Consider the following 16,620-nt stretch of genomic DNA (forward strand, 5'->3'; position numbering starts at 1 on the left):
GGGGAGACGAGTGCGCGGCGACCGCGCCCCGAAGCGCACGCCTGCGTCGCGTGAGCCGTAAGCTGCCGGTCTGACATCCTCCCTACTCAGCCAGCCGAGCGGCCCTGCGGGATGCTCGAAAGCCTCGACGTGGGGATGAACGAGCGGCCGGACCCGGGAAGAGGGTAGGAGCTCCTGAGTGATCGCTATGGGTCCACGCTTCGGCGCTGGCTCGGAAGCGCGGGGGCGTGCTCTCTTCCAAGCGACCAAGCTCCGGAGCTCGACACTGTTTCAGCGGGTAGAAGGACACAGCCACGGTTGACCGAGCCATCCCCATACTTAAGAATATCGTCTTTCTTTATTGCGCGTCGGAGATGGTGATGTTCCGCTATGGTCTGGCAGCTGCCACCTGCCTGAGCCTCACCGGGCTCGCCGTGGCGCAGCAGGGCAGGCCATCGACGCCTGCTGCCGACGTTGATCCCTTCATCGGCACCACCAACGGCGGTAACGTTTTCCCGGGCGCGACACGGCCATTCGGCATGGTCGCGTTCAGCCCCGAGCTCACGCCGCTGCCGGGTAAGCGGCTGCCAATCGCAGCGCCCGGCGGCTACGAATGGCGCGGCAACGGGGTGCGCGGGTTCAGCCTTACTCATGTCTCAGGCACCGGCTGTGCCGGGGCGAGCGGCGACGTTCCGATCATGCCAGTGACGATCCCGGTCGAGCGCTCGCCCGCCTCCGTCGAGGCTGGGCTGAGTTACGCCAGCCTGCTCGACCATGCCGCCGAACGCGCCTCACCCGGGGCCTACCATGTCACACTAGACAACGGCGTCGCGGTCGATCTCGGCGCAACCGAGCGCAGTGCGATCGGCCGCTTTGCCTTCCCCGCTGACAAGCCCGCCAATCTGCTGTTCCGCACCTCCGACAGTGAGGTAGGCAGCAGCGATTCCACGATCCGCATCGATCCGGCCAGTCGGACGGTCAGCGGCACCGTCACGTCGGGCAATTTCTGCGGCTATCTCGCGGCGGATCGACGCGAGAGCTACTACACGCTCCACTTCGTCGCGCAGTTCGACCAGCCTTTCACCGTCGGCGGAACGTGGCGCGACGAGCGCGTCAGCGCGGGCGCAGTGAGCGGGGGCGGGGGCACCGGCTACGGCGACCGCGGCCATCCGCCGGTGGGGCGTGGAGCGGGCGGCTGGATCAGTTTCGCGCCTGACGCCGCGCGCGCGGTGACGATGCGTGTCGGCGTGTCCTATGTCGACGAGGCGGGCGCTCGGCGCAACCTGGAGCGCGAGAGCCCGACGGGCACCAGCGTGGACTCGGTTCAGGCCGCGGGTCGGGCCGCGTGGGAGCAGGCGTTGGGTCGTATCCGCGTCGAGGGTGGCGCGCACGACGAGCGCACCGTCTTCTACACCGCGCTGTACCACGCGCTGATGACGCCCAACCTCTACAGCGACGTCGACGGGCGCTACCGCGGTTTCGACGCCGCGGTGCACGCGCTCGCGCCGCGGCAGCAGGCACAATATGCGAACTACTCGGGCTGGGACGTCTATCGCTCGCAGCTCCAGCTGGTGACGCTCGTCGACCCGCAGCGCGGCTCGGACATCGCGCAGTCGCTGCTCAACCAGGCCGAGCAGAACGGCGGGACGTGGGACCGCTGGACGCATCTCACCGGCGCCACCGGCGTGATGAACGGTGACCCGTCGCCGCCGTCGCTCGCCGCCATCTACGCCTTTGGGGGGCGCTGGTTCGACATTCAGCGCGCCTATGCCTCGCTGCGTAGTGCCGCGACGATCCCCAGCGCTAAGGATCTCGATCGCAGGGGCTGCCCTGTGCTGTGCGTCGGGCAGCGGCCCGGGCTCGATCAGTGGCTGAAGCTGCACTACATGCCCATCGGCGCGCCGGGCTGGGGCGCTGTGTCCGACACGCTCGAGCTCGCCGCGGCCGACTTCGGGCTCGCCGAACTGGCACGCCACGCCGGGGACCGCGCCGGCGAGAAGCTGTTCCGCGCGCGCTCGGGCTGGTGGCGCAACCTATACAACCCCGCAGCCACACCCGCGGGCGGCTATCTCCAGCCGCGACGCGCCGACGGTGGCTGGCCACGCTTCGATCCGTCCTCGGACGAGGAGATGGTGGAGGGCAGCGGCGCGCAATATCTCTGGATGGTGCCGTTCGACCCGGCGGGTCTGATCGACGTGCTCGGCGGCCGTGCCGCGGCGTCGCGCCGGCTCGACGCCTTCTTCCGCGCGGCCGACGGCGGCTGGGCGGTGACGAAGGCCGGCCCGCTGCATGCCGAGCTCGACAACGAGCCGTCCATCGCTTCGCCGTGGACCTACTTGTTCACCGGCGAGCCGTGGAAGACGCAGGAGACGGTGCGCGCGGCGATGCGGCAGATTTGGACCAACACGCCCGCTGGCATCTCCGGCAACGACGACCTGGGTCAGATGTCATCCTGGTACGTCTGGTCGGCGCTGGGGCTATACCCGCTCTATCCCGGCCGCGCCGAGCTGGTGATCGGCAGCCCGCTCTTCCCGCGCGCGACGATCGAGCGCCCCGGCGGCGTCCGGCTGGTGATCGACGCGCCCGGCGCTGCGCCCGACGCGCCCTACGTTTCCGCGCTGCGCATCGACGGTCGCGCCAGCGATCGCGCGTGGCTGCCGGCCCAAGCGGTGACGCGCGGCGCCACGCTCGCCTTCACCATGGCGCGTCAGCCGGACCGCTCCTGGGCGACTCGTACTACGCCACCATCGTTCGGGCCGAGAGTAGGGGGCGCATCCCATCGCTGATAAGGCTGCGCGTTGTCGCGTGTTCCGATGCGAGCCATCCAAAGCTCGCTGCTAGGGGCCGGCTAAGCGCGATGTAGCAGCCGCGATCGATTGCCGGCCGCTTATCCTCAGCGAAGCCTGCCAGGAGCAATACGGGTCGAAGAGGACGGTTGGCGGATTGATGGCGCGCGGGTGCCTCGATCCATACTTCGCTTCGCCGCTGCGCGGCTTGGACAGCCTCTCTCATCCCGGATGGTAGGGGAGGGTACGAGCGAGCAGCCTAGGCGCGTTGCGGCGTTTCTACACTATGCCCACTCTACTCGGTATAGCGTGCTGAACTCCTCCTGCGTCCCCACCCGCGTTCGGCTGATGCCCTCCTCAAGCTCGGCTCGCGCAGAAACTCGCCTCAGCTCGCCGCGTCGTCGTAAAACTTGTCGAGGTCGCGCTTCAATGCCGTCATCGATCCCGGATGAATGTAGATCATGTGGCCAGACTCGTAATAGGCGAAGGTTAGGTTCTGGCGCAGCGTAGGATCGAGTTGCATGTGTTTGAGCGAATATTCCGCGCCGTAGAAGGGCGTTGCCATGTCGTAGTAGCCGTTGAGCGATAGCACCTTCAGGTTTGGATTCTGGCGCATCGCCTGGCTGAGGTCGAGCGACGTGACGGCGAGCGCCTGCTGTGACCCGTCTGGACCCTTGTGCTTCTGATCCCAGTTCCCGCGAATGCCGCTGTAGAAATTGGGGCGGTACGTGAGCGACGTCTTGTAGCCCAAGGTGCCGAACAGATAAGCGTTGAGCGCGCCGATGTACGCGCCGCTAAGCGCCGTATCGGCGGCGTCGTATTCGGGCGCTTCCGCTGCCGCGTCCACGTCAATCCCGAGAAAGCGTGAATCAAGCCGACCAACGGTGCGGCGCTGGTCACGCATCAGCTCCTTGCGGAACCGTGCGAGGTCGATGCGCAGATCGTTGCGAACCAGGAAGTCGGTGGAAAGGCCGGTGTAAGCCGACAGCTGCGCCGCGATCACGCGCTGTTCCTCCGCTGTGATGTCGTCCCCCTTGGCAAGCGCGGCCAGATACGGCCCGCGCGCCCACTCGCGCACCTCGGTCAACCAGGGTTCGAGCGCCGTGGGGCGATTGGAAAGGCGGTTGTGGTACCAAGCGGTTGCGGCAAAGCTGGGAAGGTAGGTGACGTAAATCTGGTCGAAGCCCGGTTGGCGGATGCCGTAGTTGAGGATCGATGAGAGCAGGATGACGCCGTTCATTTGCACGCCGCGCTGTTGGAGCGTGTGGACCAGGCCGGCCGAGCGGAGCGTTCCGTAACTCTCCCCGAGGAGGAATTTTGGCGCATTCCAGCGATCGTTGATCGACAGCCAGCGCTGTATCGCCTTGGCGAACGCATCGATGTCTTGGTCGACGCCGAAGAAGTCCTTGTCCTTGGCCTTGCCGAGCGGGCGCGACAGGCCTGTGGCCATCGCGTCGATGAAGACGAGGTCGGTCTTGTCGAGGATGGATTGATGATTCGCGACGATACGGAACGGCGCGTTGGGGGCAGTGGCGGTCGTGGGCGTGTCCACCCGCATCGGGCCGAATGAGCCCATGTGAAGCCACATCGTCGATGAGCCAGGGCCGCCGTTGAAGAGGAAGGTGACGGGACGGCGCGCTCCGGCCTTGCTGCCGTCGACAACGTAGGAGGTGTAGAACATGCTGCCGACCGGCTCGCCCGCGTCGCCGCGGATGGTCAGCGTGCCAGGTGTCACGGTGTAGCCGATCGTGCGCCCACCGATCGTAACTCGGCCCTTCTTAGGCTGCGCGTCTTCCTTCGCGCTTGCAGCCGCGATGTCGGGGTCGGGCTTCTCAATCTCTTTTGACTGAGTGGCGGTGGGATCAGGCTCCTGTGCAGCGGCGGGAAACACGAAGGCGGATGCGATGAGCGCGACGAGAAGCGTAGGGCGCATGGACGAGAACCTCGGAGGGAAGAGGGTGAAGGAGCGCGCGATCACTTGCGCGCGGCGAGCGTGTCGGGGCCGCCGGCGTCGATCCAGTCGTCAATCTCGCGCTCGAGCACCGGGAGCGGCACCGAGCCGAGATTCAGGATCAGGTCGTGAAACGGGCGCTGGTCGAAGCGCGCGCCGAGCTTCGCCTCGGCCTCCGCGCGCTTGCGGCGGATCGTCATCTCGCCGAGCTTGTAGGCGAGCGCCTGCCCAGGCCAGCTGATGTAACGGTCGATCTCGGTTTCGACCTCGTGGCGCGAAAGCGCGGTGTGCTCGAGGAGGTAGGCGATGGCCTTGTCGCGGCTCCAGCCATAGTGGTGTATGCCGGTGTCGATCACCAGTCTGCAGGCGCGCCACATCTCGTAGGAGAGGCGGCCGAAATTCTCATAGGGCGTGCGGTAGATGCCTGCCACGGTGCCGAGCCACTCGGTGTAGAGACCCCATCCCTCGCCGTAGCCCGAAAAATAGGTTTGCTTGCGAAACTCGGGTCGGTCGGGTCCCTCGCGCGCGACGGCCGCCTGGAAGCTATGGCCAGGAACGCACTCGTGGAGGGTCAGCGCGGGTATCTGGTACAGCGGGCGCGACGGCAGGTCATGAGTGTTCATCAGGCAGCTCTCGAGCCCGCCTCGTCCCGCGGTGTAGAAGGGTGCGATCGCTTCCGGCACCGGGCGGATGGTGAAACGGTATCGCGGCAGAAAGCCGAACATGTTCTTGAGCTCGCCGTCCATCCGCTTCGCGGCGTAGGACGACACGCCCATTAGTTCGTCCGGGGTGCGCGCGTAGAAACGCGGATCGGTGCGCAGGAACTGCTTGAACTGCTCCAGCGTGCCGGCGAACTTCGCCGCCGCCTTTGCCGTCTCCATCTCGACGGTGATCCGCGCGACCTCCTTGAGGCCGATCGCGTGGATCTGTGAGGCGGTGAGCGAGAGCGTCGTGAACTGGCGAATCTGCGTTTGGTAGAATGCGCGGCCGTCCGGCATCGTCTCGGCGGCGAGCGTGGTGCGCGTCCTTGGCAGGTACTCACCGCGGTAGAAGGTGAGCAGTTTGGAGTAGGCGGGGACGACCGTGCCGACGATCAACCGCTTCGCCTCTCCGCGCAATGCCTCCTGCTCGCCAGCGGGGATCGCCGCGGGCAGCTTCGTGAACGGTGCGTAGAAGGGGTTTTGCTCGGGTTCGGCAACAGTGTAGGCGGTGATGGAGGCGTCTCGGCCGGCGAGCGTCACCCGGGGCACGCTGAACCCGCGCGCGAGCCCGGCGCGCATGTTGACGATCTGCTCGTCGAAGTAGCGAGGCAGGTCGCGCATCCGTCCGAGATAGCGGCGCACCTGCTCAGGGCGGCTGTAGGGAGTGCGCGGCGCGATGCCGGACCAGAAGTTGCTGTCGGCGTTGAACGGCATTTCCCAGATGCGGAACGGCGCGTCGGCGACAAACGCCTCCAGGCTGGCGCGGAATACCGCGGCGTTGATCCGCTCCTCGGGCGAGAGTTGGTCGGTCGGAATGCGATCGAGGGCCGCGAGTGTGCGCTTCCAATATGCCGCGCGTTCCGCCTGCGCGACGGAGTTGACGCGCGGGAAATGATCGTCAGCCGCGGACCACGGCTCATCATCAGGCAGGCGCGCAAACTGCTTCTGCCTCCACGTCCATTCCTCCTCGTAGAGCGTGCGGAGCACGGCATCGGCGGGGGGCGGAGTCTGTGCTGTGGCCAAGGCGCCGACGAGCGCGAGTGAGAGCAGGAGAGGGCCCATTAAGACTCCGTCATAAGACTTGAGCGGCACGAGACGGCGACGTAGCCCGAGGAGACAGCGGCCTTGAGGCTGCGCGCCTCAGTGTGGATGTTGAAGCTACCTGTCGCCGCGGCCAGTGTCGTTCCGATCCCCTGCATGCTCCGCGGTCTCCCCTTCTAACCTACCTAAACGAAAGCCTAATTCAGGGTATACGGTATGGCAACGGTTCTTTCCTCTGCGGACAAATCGGATGGTTTGCCGTCGGGAGAGCCATCGTGACACTTTGCCGCACCGGCAAAGTGTCACTGCGACCCAATTGACAAGTAGAGGATGGCAAGACATTCACATCGCAGCTGACCTGTGCTTGGCATGTTCCATGCAGCAGCTCGGCCTCTTTGCAACTGTCAGTAGCGACGGTCTTCCGCGTGATCGGACGGCAATCGCCGAGTAAATAGAAGTGGTTTCGGCTCGTCCGTGTTTTGCATTCATCGTTCTCGAGCTGATCGCAGGAGCTTCAGAGAAGGACGGCTCTATCGGTCCGATCGTCATTCAAGATGATGAGGCCGTACCGGTGCGAGATTGGCTGTGCGATGCGGTGACCACGATATCTGGCCGCGAACCTGTTCGTTTGGCCATGATGGTCGCGGTCCGGCGGGCATTTGGAGATCGGAGCGACGCATCGACTGACCCGTCTGCGGCTCAGAAGCTTGTTGAGGCCGAAGTTCGCGACCGGTTGCGCCGATCAGGGAGAGCCAACATCAGCCGCGCCGTTTCCGACCTCGTGCGAGCTGGGTTTGTTCGCCGGCAAAACGAGGGCTATGCATTCAATCATCATAATCGTGGCGCACTTAGGCAGGCCGTATACCAGATAACCGAAACTGCACGAATGGCGCTTGCCAAAAAATATAAGTTCGAGATTTGCGACCTTAAGGCAGTCTACACGCGTCTACCTGTCCTCGAAGGCTGCTCGAGGATGAGCCTGCGGACGATCCAGTGCACCAGCATGAACCAGTGTCCGCTTTCGGGTAAACGAGCAAGAAGCGATGAATGGCTGGTTCTGGGTCTCCCCTCCTGAGCCTTCCGGCCAACTGCCGGCTTAGCACAAGCATGCCGCCTCAGGTCGCGGCGATCGGACTCCCGTTTTCCGCGTCATACTGGCGAACGTCTCCTAGCATGCGGCCCTGCCACCGGGAGACGAACGCCACCGACTCGTTGGCCCGCAGGTGCGCGGCAAGTGCCGCCTTGTCACGCCACCGCTCCGCCACCAGCAGCCGTCCGGCTGCCGCATCAAGCACGGCAATGTCGTAGGATAGATTGCCGTCGCGCTGCCGCGCGACGCTCGCGAGGCGGCCGGCCTCCTCCACAAAGCCCGGCAGATCGGCGGGAGGAACGGTCATGTGGCCCGTGACGATCAGCATGGGTGGACGCCTCCGGCCTGCGGGTGCGATGGTCAGGCGACAGTCAGGACGATCTTCCCCTGGATGCCACGCCTGGCGGCACGCGTGTGGGCGAGCGCCGCCTCTGCCAGAGGGAAGCGGCTGTCTACTACGACGCGGACCGTGCCGTCGTCGAGCAGGCGACCCGCTTCTTGAAGCTGCGGCCCGTTGGAGCGGACCTGGGTGGACGACACGGTGATGCGGCGTCCGCGGGCCTCGTCATGTCCCGCGAAGCCAAGCGGATTGACCAGGAACAGCGCGCCGCCGGGTTTGAGGACACGGAGGAACCGCTCCATGTTGGCCCCGCCCACCGCGTCGACGACAAGGTCCGCGTCGTGGACCACCTGCTCGGCGGCCTGCTCGGTGTAGTCGACGAAATGGTCGACGTGGAGGTCGCGCATGAGCGCCGCGTTCTCGCCCGACGCGACAGCGATGACGTGCGCGCCCTGCCATTTGGCGAGCTGGACGAGCAGGTGACCCACCCCACCGCCGGCGCCATTGACCACCACCGTCTTGCCCGCGAGCGGCACGGGATCGTGGCGGAATGGCTGGAAGGGGTTTGGCGCGTCGTGGCCAAGGTCGATCAGGAACTGCCATGCCGTCAGCAGCGACATGGGGGCAGCGCCCGCGTGGATGTGGTCGATGCCCGCGGGCTTGTGGGCAAGTTCCTTGGCGGATACCCTGACGTACTGGGCATAAGCATCGCTGCCCTTCATGAGGTCTTCCGGAAACCGCACCATCGCGAAGACCTCGTGTCCAACGGCGAAGCCCGCCACGTCCTCGGCCGTCGCGATTACGACGCCCGACACATCGGTGCCGATGATGATCGGGAACGCAGGATGAGGCTGCCACTCGGGCGGCATGGTCCTGTAACCGTCACGCAGGTACAGGTCGGGTGGATTGACGCCGACCGCGTGGACCCGGACCAGCACCTCGCCCGGTCCGATAAACGGGCGCGCCGCCTCCTCGTAGCGCAAAACATCGGGTCCGCCGAATGCGTGTAGCCGTACGGCCATCATCGTCTCGCTCACCGGGATCTCCTTCGTCATGTCCACGCGGCAGGAGGTACGATCGCTTGGCGGGGTTGATAATGGTGGTAAGTGGCGTTTCAGTGATGCCATGAAGGAACAGATGGCCCTCGAGCGGCTGACCGGCCTCCTCGCGTTCGCGCGCGCGGGAACGTTGGGCAGTTACACCGCCGCTGCGCAGTCGCTGTCGATCTCACCCTCGGCGGTGAGCAAGAGCGTCCAGCGGCTCGAGAAGCAGCTCGGCGTTCCGCTGTTCACGCGTACAACTCGCTCGTTGACGCTGACCGCAGAAGGCCGCGAGCTCCACGAGCGGGCGGTCCAGCTGCTGCGCGACGCGGAGGAGATCGGGCAGGTCGCGGCGTCGACGCGGTCTGAGCCATCGGGCAGCTTGCGGATCGCCACGTCGCTGCCGATCGGAGTACACGTGATCGCGCCGGCGCTCCCTGCGTTCCGCCGCCAATATCCCCGGCTGTCAATCGATCTGCGGCTGAGCGACCGCTTGGTGAATATCGTCGAGGAGGGGATCGATATCGCCGTCCGCATCGGCGACCTCGCCGATACCCAACTCTTGTCGCGCAAGCTGGCGCCGGTGCAGCTCTGCTGCTTCGCATCTCCGGCCTATCTCGCCCATCGCGGGATCCCGACGCACCCAGATGACCTGGCCGATCATGATACGGTCACGCTGCGCTATCAGAGCACGGGACAGCCGCTGCGCTGGCCGTTTCGGATCGGAGGCAAGGTGGTCGAGGTCGTCCCTCCCTCAACACTGACCGTCGACGTCAGCGAGGCGCTCGTTGCCATGCTTGCCGCCGGTGCCGGCATCGGCATGGGCGCCACGTTCGTCACGGCACCATACGTCAAGCGGGGAGAACTGGTCCCGGTGCTGGCCGACTTCTCGGTGGAGCGGAACAATATCACTGCGCTCTGGCCAGAAAGCCGTCGGGTCAACCCAGCTGTGCGTGCGGCGCTCGGTATGCTGGAGAGAGTGTTCGCGCGCCGAAGTTAGCCTTCGGTTGCCAAGCTATAACGGTAATAACTCCGCCTGGTCCGAGATGAACGAGTGACCGGAAGTGGCGAGCGACAAGGCGCATCTGAACGGCCGCATATGGGTCGGCGTTACTCCTCGCTCTTCTTACTGTGTAGCTCTGAGTATGACCTCGACCGTCTCCTCCGGCATGTCCCACATCGGAAAATGACCGCTGGACTCGAACCAGTGCAGCTCTGCGGACGGGAACGCAGCTTTTGCGCGCGCCGCCTGACCCGGCAGGCATAGCCTGTCGTGCCTGCCCCATCCGATCACGATCCGGCCAGTGCTCTCGGCAGCAGGACCGGTCTGCTCGGGGCCGGTCGCAAGGTCATGAACCAGCGCATCGAACGTCGGTGTCGTACTGAGACTTGTCAGCTCGGTCGCCACCATCTGCGGATCAAGCGCCCAGGGATGCGCGGACAATTGGGCGAGCAGGGCGGTGCGCGAGGCCGCGTTACGGCCCAGCGTCGGCAGGGCGGGCCGGATCGCCCGCAACAAGCGGCCCGAGAAGCCGATCGTGGTCCTGAAGAAGGTGCGCTCCCAACCGCGCCAGAACCCACCTGGATCAAGGGCGACGACGTTGCCGACGACGCCGCGCCTGGCAAGTTCGAGCACCATCCGCGCGCCCATCGAGCTGCCGACGACGTCGATCCCGGTCAGCTCGTGTTCCACGATATAGCGCTGTACGCTCCCGACCAGGCCGTCGAACGTCCCACTATCGGGCTCCGCAGGTGTCGCGCCATGTCCGGGCAGGTCGATCGCGATCACCGCTCGACTGGCGCCGAGAGAATCGAGAATGGGACTCCATGATCGTGAGCTTCCGCCCAGACCGTGGATAAGCAGCAGCTTGCGGCCGGAGCCACGGTTGATCTCGTGCATCTCGTTCCATTTCGATTATCTGAGGCGGCTCAACGAGCACTGTGCGTGCATGGCACCAGTTGATCTGCGAGCTGCCGTGCGCCGGTCGTCGCGGCGCTCGATCCTCATAAAGGGATCGCACGCCGCCACGACGATGAGGGATGCGCAGCTTAGCCGTGCGGGCGCATGACCACCTTGATGACGCCGTCCTCCTTGTCGCGGAACCTGGCGTACATGTCCGGCGCGTCCTCAAGGCTGGCAGGGTGCGTGATGACGAAGCTGGGGTCGATCTCCCCGGCCACGATCTTCTCCAGCAGCGGCTTGGTGTAGCGCTGCACATGGGTCTGGCCGAGCTTGATCGTCAGTCCCTTGTTCATCGCCGCGCCGATCGGCAGCTTGTCGCCCATGCCGACATAGACACCGGGTACCGACACCGTGCCGCCCTTGCGGCAGCTCATGATCGCCTGGCGCAACACATGGACACGATCGGTGGCAAGCATCATGCTCGCCTTCACCTTGTCCATAACGGCGTCGGCCGCACCATGGCCGGCGGCCTCGCAGCCGACGGCGTCGATGCAGCTGTCGGGGCCACGTCCCTTGGTACGGGCCTGAAGTTCGTCAAACACGTCCGTCTCGGCAAAGTTGATCGTCTCGGCACCGCCGGTTTCCGCCATCACGAGCCGCTCGGGCACCTCGTCGATCGCGATCACGCGGCCCGCACCCATCATCAGCGCGGAGCGGATGGCGAACTGGCCGACCGGTCCGCAGCCCCAGATCGCGACCGTATCACCCGGTTCGATCTGCGCGTTCTCGGCGGCCATGTAGCCGGTCGGGAAGATGTCCGACAGGAACAGCGCCTGATCGTCGGTGACGCTGTCGGGGATCTTGATGGGCCCGATGTCCGCCATCGGCACGCGGAGATACTCGGCCTGACCGCCGCAATAGCCGCCCAGCATGTGGCTGAAGCCGAACAGGCCGGCGGGCGAGTGCCCCATCGCCTTGGCGGCCATCTCGGCATTCGGGTTGGTCCGGTCGCATGCCGCGAACAGGCCCTTGCGGCAGAACCAGCAGTCGCCGCAGCTGATCGTGAACGGCACCACCACACGGTCGCCGATCTTCAGATTAGTGACCTCGGAGCCGAGCGCCACGACCTCGCCCATGTTCTCGTGACCGAGGATGTCGCCTGCTTCCATCGTGGGCTGGTAGCCGTCGAGCAGGTGTAGGTCCGAGCCGCAGATCGCGCAGGCGGTGACCTTGATGATCGCGTCGCGCGGGTGCTTGATCTCGGGATCCGCGACGGTGTCGACGCGGACGTCTCCCTTACCGTGCCAGCAAAGTGCGCGCATGTTTCTTCTCCGTGTGAGCAGGAGCTCTGCCAGGATCGGAAAAGCGACTGAACCACTTCAACGTCTCGTCGCACGGAACGGGCTCGCACCTATTAATTTATGTGAACGGACTTCCGGCTTTAAGCAGGAGTAAACGACACTCGAACGTCCGCAACTGCGTCAGCACGGAAGGGGAGGGCCCCTACCCCCTCCTCAGCGACGCCAGCAGTCAAGACGTTTCCCGGTGCGAGTAGCTGAAGACGCGCGCCAGTCGCCAGCCGTCTTGCGCGCGCCGCCATAGCTGGACGAAATGTGCCGTTCCGACCTTCCGCTTTGGGCCATCCCCCTTGCCTTCGTAGAAGTCGTGGTCGCCTTCCTCGATGGCGCCGAAGCCTGGCACGGCCTCGACGCGCAGGGAGGATTCAACCAGCTCACGCCGATGACGCCAGCCATCTGGCTTGGCAGCTGCGGTACAGGATTTCATGTAATCGTCCAGGAACACCGCTGCTCCTCCGGCCAGCTTGCCACCTTTGTCGTGGTACATCTCGAAGTCGGGCGTGAGATAGGCGGCCACGACCCGACGATCGCAGCGCTCGAAGAATGCGGCGAAAAAGGCAGCGTCGCGCGTCCTGATCTCGGCAGTAAGCGCGGGGCCGGTCGGCGGCACGACGACTGCGGCTGCGGCAGCGGCTTGCGCGAGGGCATGCAGTACGGACACGGCGTAGCTCCCTTTGTGTATTGCCCTAGTAACACAGCTGTGACGCGGCTCAAAGGCTCCCCGCAGTCAAGGGGTAGCTGAACTTGTGCGTCGACAGGCAGCCCGCGGCATCGGAGTTCGCGGCCTCACCCATCCAGTGAGGTGAGGTCGTTCCGCGTGCTGTGCATGCCAGACGGCCGGGTCACCGTTGCGAGATCGGTCAGAGAGAGTCTGCTCGTTGGCGCGAGGGTTGAGCATCTTTCGCGTCTGCGGCGTTGGCGCTGAAGCAAGGAGAACGTTCAGTGACCACCGGGGTCCTCACCGAAGCGTGGAACGAGGCGCCGCGAGTGCGCCTGCTCGCCGATCGCCCTGTGGCGCCAGGTGGCCGCTACGTCCTTTGCTGGCTGCAGCAGGCACTGCGTGCCCGAGACAATCCAGTCGTCGACGCAGCGGTCCGTCTGGGCAATGCGCTAGGGCTGCCCGTGCTGGTCTACCACGGCGTGCGGGAGGATTACCCTTACGCGTCCGATCGGCTGCACCGCTTCATCCTGGGGGCGAGCGTCGATCTCGCCGCCGGTTGTCGCGAGCGAGGGCTCTCGTGCGTGCAGCACGTCGACCGCGCCGAACGACGAGAGAAGGGGCTGGTGTATCGCCTCGCCGCGGAAGCTGCGGCGGTGGTGCTGGAGGATCAGCCGACCTTTGTCGCGCGATGGCAGGCGGAGCGCGTCGCCGCGCGGGCTGAGGTGGCGGTATTCGCCGTCAACGCCGCGTGCCTGGTGCCGCCGGCATTGATCGGCGACGATGTTCGCGGTCGATCCGGTTTCCTACGACGGCACGAGCCGGAGCGCGCTGCCTGGTCGACGTGGAATGACGAGCGATCCGACGTGGCGCCTTACACGGGTGACGTGCCGTTCGAGCCCGACCCGCTGGAGGAGTTCGACCTCGACGATCTGGTCGCGGGCCTCGACATCGACCATTCCCTACCGGTCAGCGCGATGCATCCGCCGGGCCGTGTCGCCGCGAGCGCGCGCCTCGCCCGCTTGGTGACCGAGGTCCTGCCGGCCTACGCCGCATCCCGGAACGATGCCACACGAAGCGAGGGCGCCAGCGGCCTCTCGCCCTACCTGCACTTCGGTGTACTTGGCCCACGCGAGATCATGGCGGCGGTGAACGCCGCCCCGGCGGGCGGTCAGCATAAGCGGAAGTTCGCAGACGAGCTGCTCGGCTGGCGTGAATGGTTCCACCATCAGGCCAGGCAGCTGGCGGCGCCGGAACGGTACGACCGCGTCGCTGACTGGGCTCACCGCACGCTCGCCGACCACGCCGTCGATCCTCGCCCCGAGATGGAGACGCTCACTGCGATGTTGGTGGGCGAGACGAGCGATGAGACATGGAACGCGTGTCAGCGGCAGTTCCTCATCGATGGCTGGATGCACAACAACCTGCGCATGTACTGGGCCAAGCGGATCATCGCGATGACGGCCAGCCCAGAGGCCGCCTGGGCCACCGCCTGCTACCTCAACGATCGGCTCAGCCTCGACGGTCGTGATCCCAGCACCTACGGCAACATCGCCGCCATGTTCGCCGGATCGCCATCCGACCGCGAGAGACCTGTCTACGGGCGTGTGGCCACGCGCGGCGACGGTTCCACGCGGAAGAGGGAGGGAGGTGACGCGTGGCTCGCAGCGGCGGCATCTCGGCCGGCGCCGCTGCTGGCGATAGAAGAGCTGCCTGTCGACCCTTATCTCACCGGCCAGCCGACGGTCTGAGCAGTCATGCAATCATAGTCGGGCAAGACGGCTGCCGAGATGAACGACCGACCGGAAAAGGGGAGGTGAGAAGCGCGCCCGGGATGACCACTTTCGCGTCTCAGCCCAAGGTCGGAAGGGATATCGGTTGTCTTGTACAGGCCTTGATTGTCCGGGCAAGCTGTGAACAACCGAGCGGCCGTGGACCGGTTGACCCCGCTATCCGCCGACATCCTCACTGCCGCTGGAACACCGCTGACCATGACCGACCGGCCGAAGCTTCTCGTCACCCGCCGCCTGCCCGAGCCGGTGGAGCGCCGCCTCGAGGAGACGTGGGACACCACGTTCAGCGCCGACGACCGCCCGCTCGACCGTGCCGCGTTCGCGGCGGCGATGACCGGCTACGATGCGCTGATCCCCACGATCACCGACCGGATCGACGGCGCCCTGCTGGGGACGCCGGGCCGACGGGTCCGGATCCTCGCCAACTACGGAGCGGGGCTTGACCACATCGATCTGGCGACGGCGCGGGACGCGGGGGTGGTGGTCACGAACACGCCCGACGTGCTGACCGAGGCGACTGCCGAGATAGCGATCCTGCTGATGCTGATGGCGGCGCGCCGCGCCGGCGAGGGCGAGCGCGAGCTGCGTGCCGGGGCGTGGACCGGCTGGCGACCCTCGCACCTGATCGGCCAGGGGCTCTCGGGCAAGACGCTCGGTCTGATCGGCTTCGGCCGGATCGCGCAGGCGACGGCGGTCAAGGCGCGAGGGCTGGGGATGCGGATCCGTTATGCCAGTCGCTCGGCCGCCGCGCCCGAGGTGGAGTCCGCGTCGGAGGCGACCCGCGCCGGGTCACCTGCGGCGCTGGCCGCCGAGTGCGACGTATTGTCGCTGCACGTACCGGGCGGGGAGGGGACTCACCATCTAGTCGACGCCGCGCTGCTCGCACGAATGCGGCCGCAAGCCATCGTCGTGAACACCGCGCGTGGCTCGGTGATCGACGAGGCCGCGCTCGCCGACGCGCTGGGCGAGGGGCGGATCGGCGGGGTCGGGCTCGACGTCTACGAGCACGAGCCGATCGTCCACCCCGCGCTGTTGGCGCATCCGCGCGCGGTGCTGCTGCCGCACCTGGGCAGCGCGACGATCGAGGCACGCACCGCGATGGGACTGCGCGTCGCCGATAACCTCGCGGCCTTCTGGCGCGGTGAGGAGCCCGGCGATCGTGTCGCCTGAGGCGGCGATCGCCGAACTCGTCGCCGACCGGCTGGCCGATCGCGCCCCCGGCGATCCGCCGCTGGTCCTGGGTCTGTGCGGCGCGCAGGGCAGTGGCAAGTCGACCGTCGCCGCGCGGCTGGCGCAGCGCTTCGACCGGAGCGCGATCCTGTCGCTCGACGACCTGTATCTCACCCGCGCCGAGCGTCAGCGGCTGGCGCGCGAGGTCCACCCGCTGCTCGCAACGCGCGGCGTGCCGGGCACGCATGACGTGGCGCTCGGCGTCGCGACGCTCGCCGCCATCATGCGCGGGGAGCCCGCGCCGCTGCCACGGTTCGACAAGGCAACCGACGATCGCGTGTCCCGCAGCCGCTGGCCGGCCGCTCCCGAGCGCACCGCGTTGATCGTGTTCGAGGGCTGGTGCGTCGGGGCACGCCCGCAGGCGGAAGAGAGCCTGATCGCGCCCGTGAACCGACTGGAGGCGGAGGAAGACAGCAGCGGGACTTGGCGGCGCTACGCCAACGTCGCACTCGCAACCGACTATCCCGCGCTGTTCGAGACCATCGGCCTACTCGCGCTGATGATACCGCCGGACTGGTCGACTGTGCGGCGCTGGCGCATCCAGCAGGAGGAGGCGCTGCGCAGCGCGCGCGGCGGCGACGGCCCCGGCGTGATGGACGACGTCGCGGTGGCACGCTTCGTCCGTCACTACGAGCGGCTCACACGCCATATCTGGTGGGAGATGCCGCGGCGCGCCGATCTGTGCCTGCGCCTGACAGAGGAGCGCGAGGTCGCAACCACGAACGCGGCGGCGCCGTCTGGCGAGTGAGA

At 66.4% G+C, this 16,620-nt stretch carries 13 protein-coding genes; 6 read left to right on the top strand and 7 right to left on the bottom strand.

What is annotated here, in order from left to right:
* The first annotated feature begins 359 nt into the window (after positions 1–359).
* A complete protein-coding gene (locus K7957_RS10560; protein WP_223011951.1) occupies positions 360–2,765 on the top strand; it encodes a GH92 family glycosyl hydrolase in 2,406 nt (801 codons plus the stop codon).
* A 385-nt stretch (positions 2,766–3,150) separates the two neighbouring features.
* Here K7957_RS10560 and K7957_RS10565 read toward each other — a convergent pair whose 3' ends face one another.
* Positions 3,151–4,698: a S10 family peptidase gene (locus K7957_RS10565; protein ID WP_223011952.1), complete on the bottom strand. Its 1,548-nt coding sequence runs from the start codon at positions 4,696–4,698 to the stop codon at positions 3,151–3,153.
* Positions 4,699–4,739: 41 nt separating this feature from the next.
* Positions 4,740–6,479, bottom strand: a complete 1,740-nt coding sequence (locus K7957_RS10570; protein WP_223011953.1) for a DUF885 domain-containing protein — start codon at positions 6,477–6,479, stop codon at positions 4,740–4,742.
* A gap of 436 nt (positions 6,480–6,915) precedes the next feature.
* Between K7957_RS10570 and K7957_RS10575 the strand changes: the two genes are divergently transcribed.
* Complete coding sequence (locus K7957_RS10575) at positions 6,916–7,533, top strand: hypothetical protein (RefSeq protein WP_223011954.1); 618 nt, start codon at positions 6,916–6,918, stop codon at positions 7,531–7,533.
* A 40-nt stretch (positions 7,534–7,573) separates the two neighbouring features.
* Here the strand turns inward: K7957_RS10575 and K7957_RS10580 are convergent, their stop codons facing one another.
* Positions 7,574–7,876 (bottom strand): putative quinol monooxygenase, encoded by a 303-nt coding sequence (locus K7957_RS10580; RefSeq protein WP_223011955.1) that lies wholly within the window; start codon positions 7,874–7,876, stop codon positions 7,574–7,576.
* A gap of 32 nt (positions 7,877–7,908) precedes the next feature.
* A complete protein-coding gene (locus tag K7957_RS10585; protein WP_343228372.1) occupies positions 7,909–8,925 on the bottom strand; it encodes an NADP-dependent oxidoreductase in 1,017 nt (338 codons plus the stop codon).
* A gap of 88 nt (positions 8,926–9,013) precedes the next feature.
* On the opposite strand from K7957_RS10585, the gene K7957_RS10590 reads away from it, so the two are divergent.
* Positions 9,014–9,928 carry a LysR family transcriptional regulator gene (locus tag K7957_RS10590; protein ID WP_223011956.1) on the top strand — a complete coding sequence of 305 codons (915 nt, stop codon included), beginning with the start codon at positions 9,014–9,016 and terminating at the stop codon, positions 9,926–9,928.
* Positions 9,929–10,054: 126 nt separating this feature from the next.
* Here K7957_RS10590 and K7957_RS10595 read toward each other — a convergent pair whose 3' ends face one another.
* From K7957_RS10595 to K7957_RS10605, 3 genes are all read right to left on the bottom strand, one after another.
* A complete protein-coding gene (locus K7957_RS10595) occupies positions 10,055–10,828 on the bottom strand; it encodes an alpha/beta fold hydrolase (RefSeq protein WP_223011957.1) in 774 nt (257 codons plus the stop codon).
* Positions 10,829–10,977: 149 nt separating this feature from the next.
* Positions 10,978–12,153 carry a zinc-dependent alcohol dehydrogenase gene (locus K7957_RS10600; protein WP_223011958.1) on the bottom strand — a complete coding sequence of 392 codons (1,176 nt, stop codon included), beginning with the start codon at positions 12,151–12,153 and terminating at the stop codon, positions 10,978–10,980.
* A 208-nt stretch (positions 12,154–12,361) separates the two neighbouring features.
* The gene (locus K7957_RS10605) at positions 12,362–12,850 is read right to left on the bottom strand and encodes a nuclear transport factor 2 family protein (protein ID WP_223011959.1); all 489 of its coding nucleotides are present in this window, start codon (positions 12,848–12,850) and stop codon (positions 12,362–12,364) included.
* A 281-nt stretch (positions 12,851–13,131) separates the two neighbouring features.
* On the opposite strand from K7957_RS10605, the gene K7957_RS10610 reads away from it, so the two are divergent.
* The 3 genes from K7957_RS10610 (at position 13,132) to K7957_RS10620 (ending at position 16,618) form a co-directional block, all read left to right on the top strand.
* Positions 13,132–14,598, top strand: a complete 1,467-nt coding sequence (locus K7957_RS10610) for a deoxyribodipyrimidine photo-lyase (RefSeq protein WP_223011960.1) — start codon at positions 13,132–13,134, stop codon at positions 14,596–14,598.
* A gap of 240 nt (positions 14,599–14,838) precedes the next feature.
* On the top strand, positions 14,839–15,810 hold the full coding sequence (locus K7957_RS10615; RefSeq protein ID WP_223012251.1) for a 2-hydroxyacid dehydrogenase: 972 nt from the start codon (positions 14,839–14,841) through the stop codon (positions 15,808–15,810).
* Positions 15,800–16,618 carry a kinase gene (locus K7957_RS10620; protein ID WP_223011961.1) on the top strand — a complete coding sequence of 273 codons (819 nt, stop codon included), beginning with the start codon at positions 15,800–15,802 and terminating at the stop codon, positions 16,616–16,618. The genes K7957_RS10615 and K7957_RS10620 overlap by 11 nt, the downstream gene beginning before the upstream one ends.
* Positions 16,619–16,620 lie beyond the last annotated feature (2 nt).

The sequence above is a fragment of the Sphingomonas yunnanensis genome (assembly GCF_019898765.1).
Taxonomy (GTDB): Bacteria; Pseudomonadota; Alphaproteobacteria; order Sphingomonadales; family Sphingomonadaceae; genus Sphingomonas; species Sphingomonas yunnanensis.

Excerpts from the sequence above, each read along its gene's own strand:
- K7957_RS10600 (WP_223011958.1), bottom strand. The coding sequence starts at position 12,153 with ATGCGCGCACTTTGCTGGCACGGTAAGGGAGACGTCCGCGTCGACACC.
- K7957_RS10570 (WP_223011953.1), bottom strand. The coding sequence starts at position 6,479 with ATGGGCCCTCTCCTGCTCTCACTCGCGCTCGTCGGCGCCTTGGCCACA.
- K7957_RS10565 (WP_223011952.1), bottom strand. The coding sequence starts at position 4,698 with ATGCGCCCTACGCTTCTCGTCGCGCTCATCGCATCCGCCTTCGTGTTT.
- K7957_RS10595 (WP_223011957.1), bottom strand. The coding sequence starts at position 10,828 with ATGCACGAGATCAACCGTGGCTCCGGCCGCAAGCTGCTGCTTATCCAC.
- K7957_RS10590 (WP_223011956.1), top strand. The coding sequence starts at position 9,014 with ATGAAGGAACAGATGGCCCTCGAGCGGCTGACCGGCCTCCTCGCGTTC.
- K7957_RS10580 (WP_223011955.1), bottom strand. The coding sequence starts at position 7,876 with ATGCTGATCGTCACGGGCCACATGACCGTTCCTCCCGCCGATCTGCCG.
- K7957_RS10615 (WP_223012251.1), top strand. The coding sequence starts at position 14,839 with ATGACCGACCGGCCGAAGCTTCTCGTCACCCGCCGCCTGCCCGAGCCG.
- K7957_RS10560 (WP_223011951.1), top strand. The coding sequence starts at position 360 with ATGTTCCGCTATGGTCTGGCAGCTGCCACCTGCCTGAGCCTCACCGGG.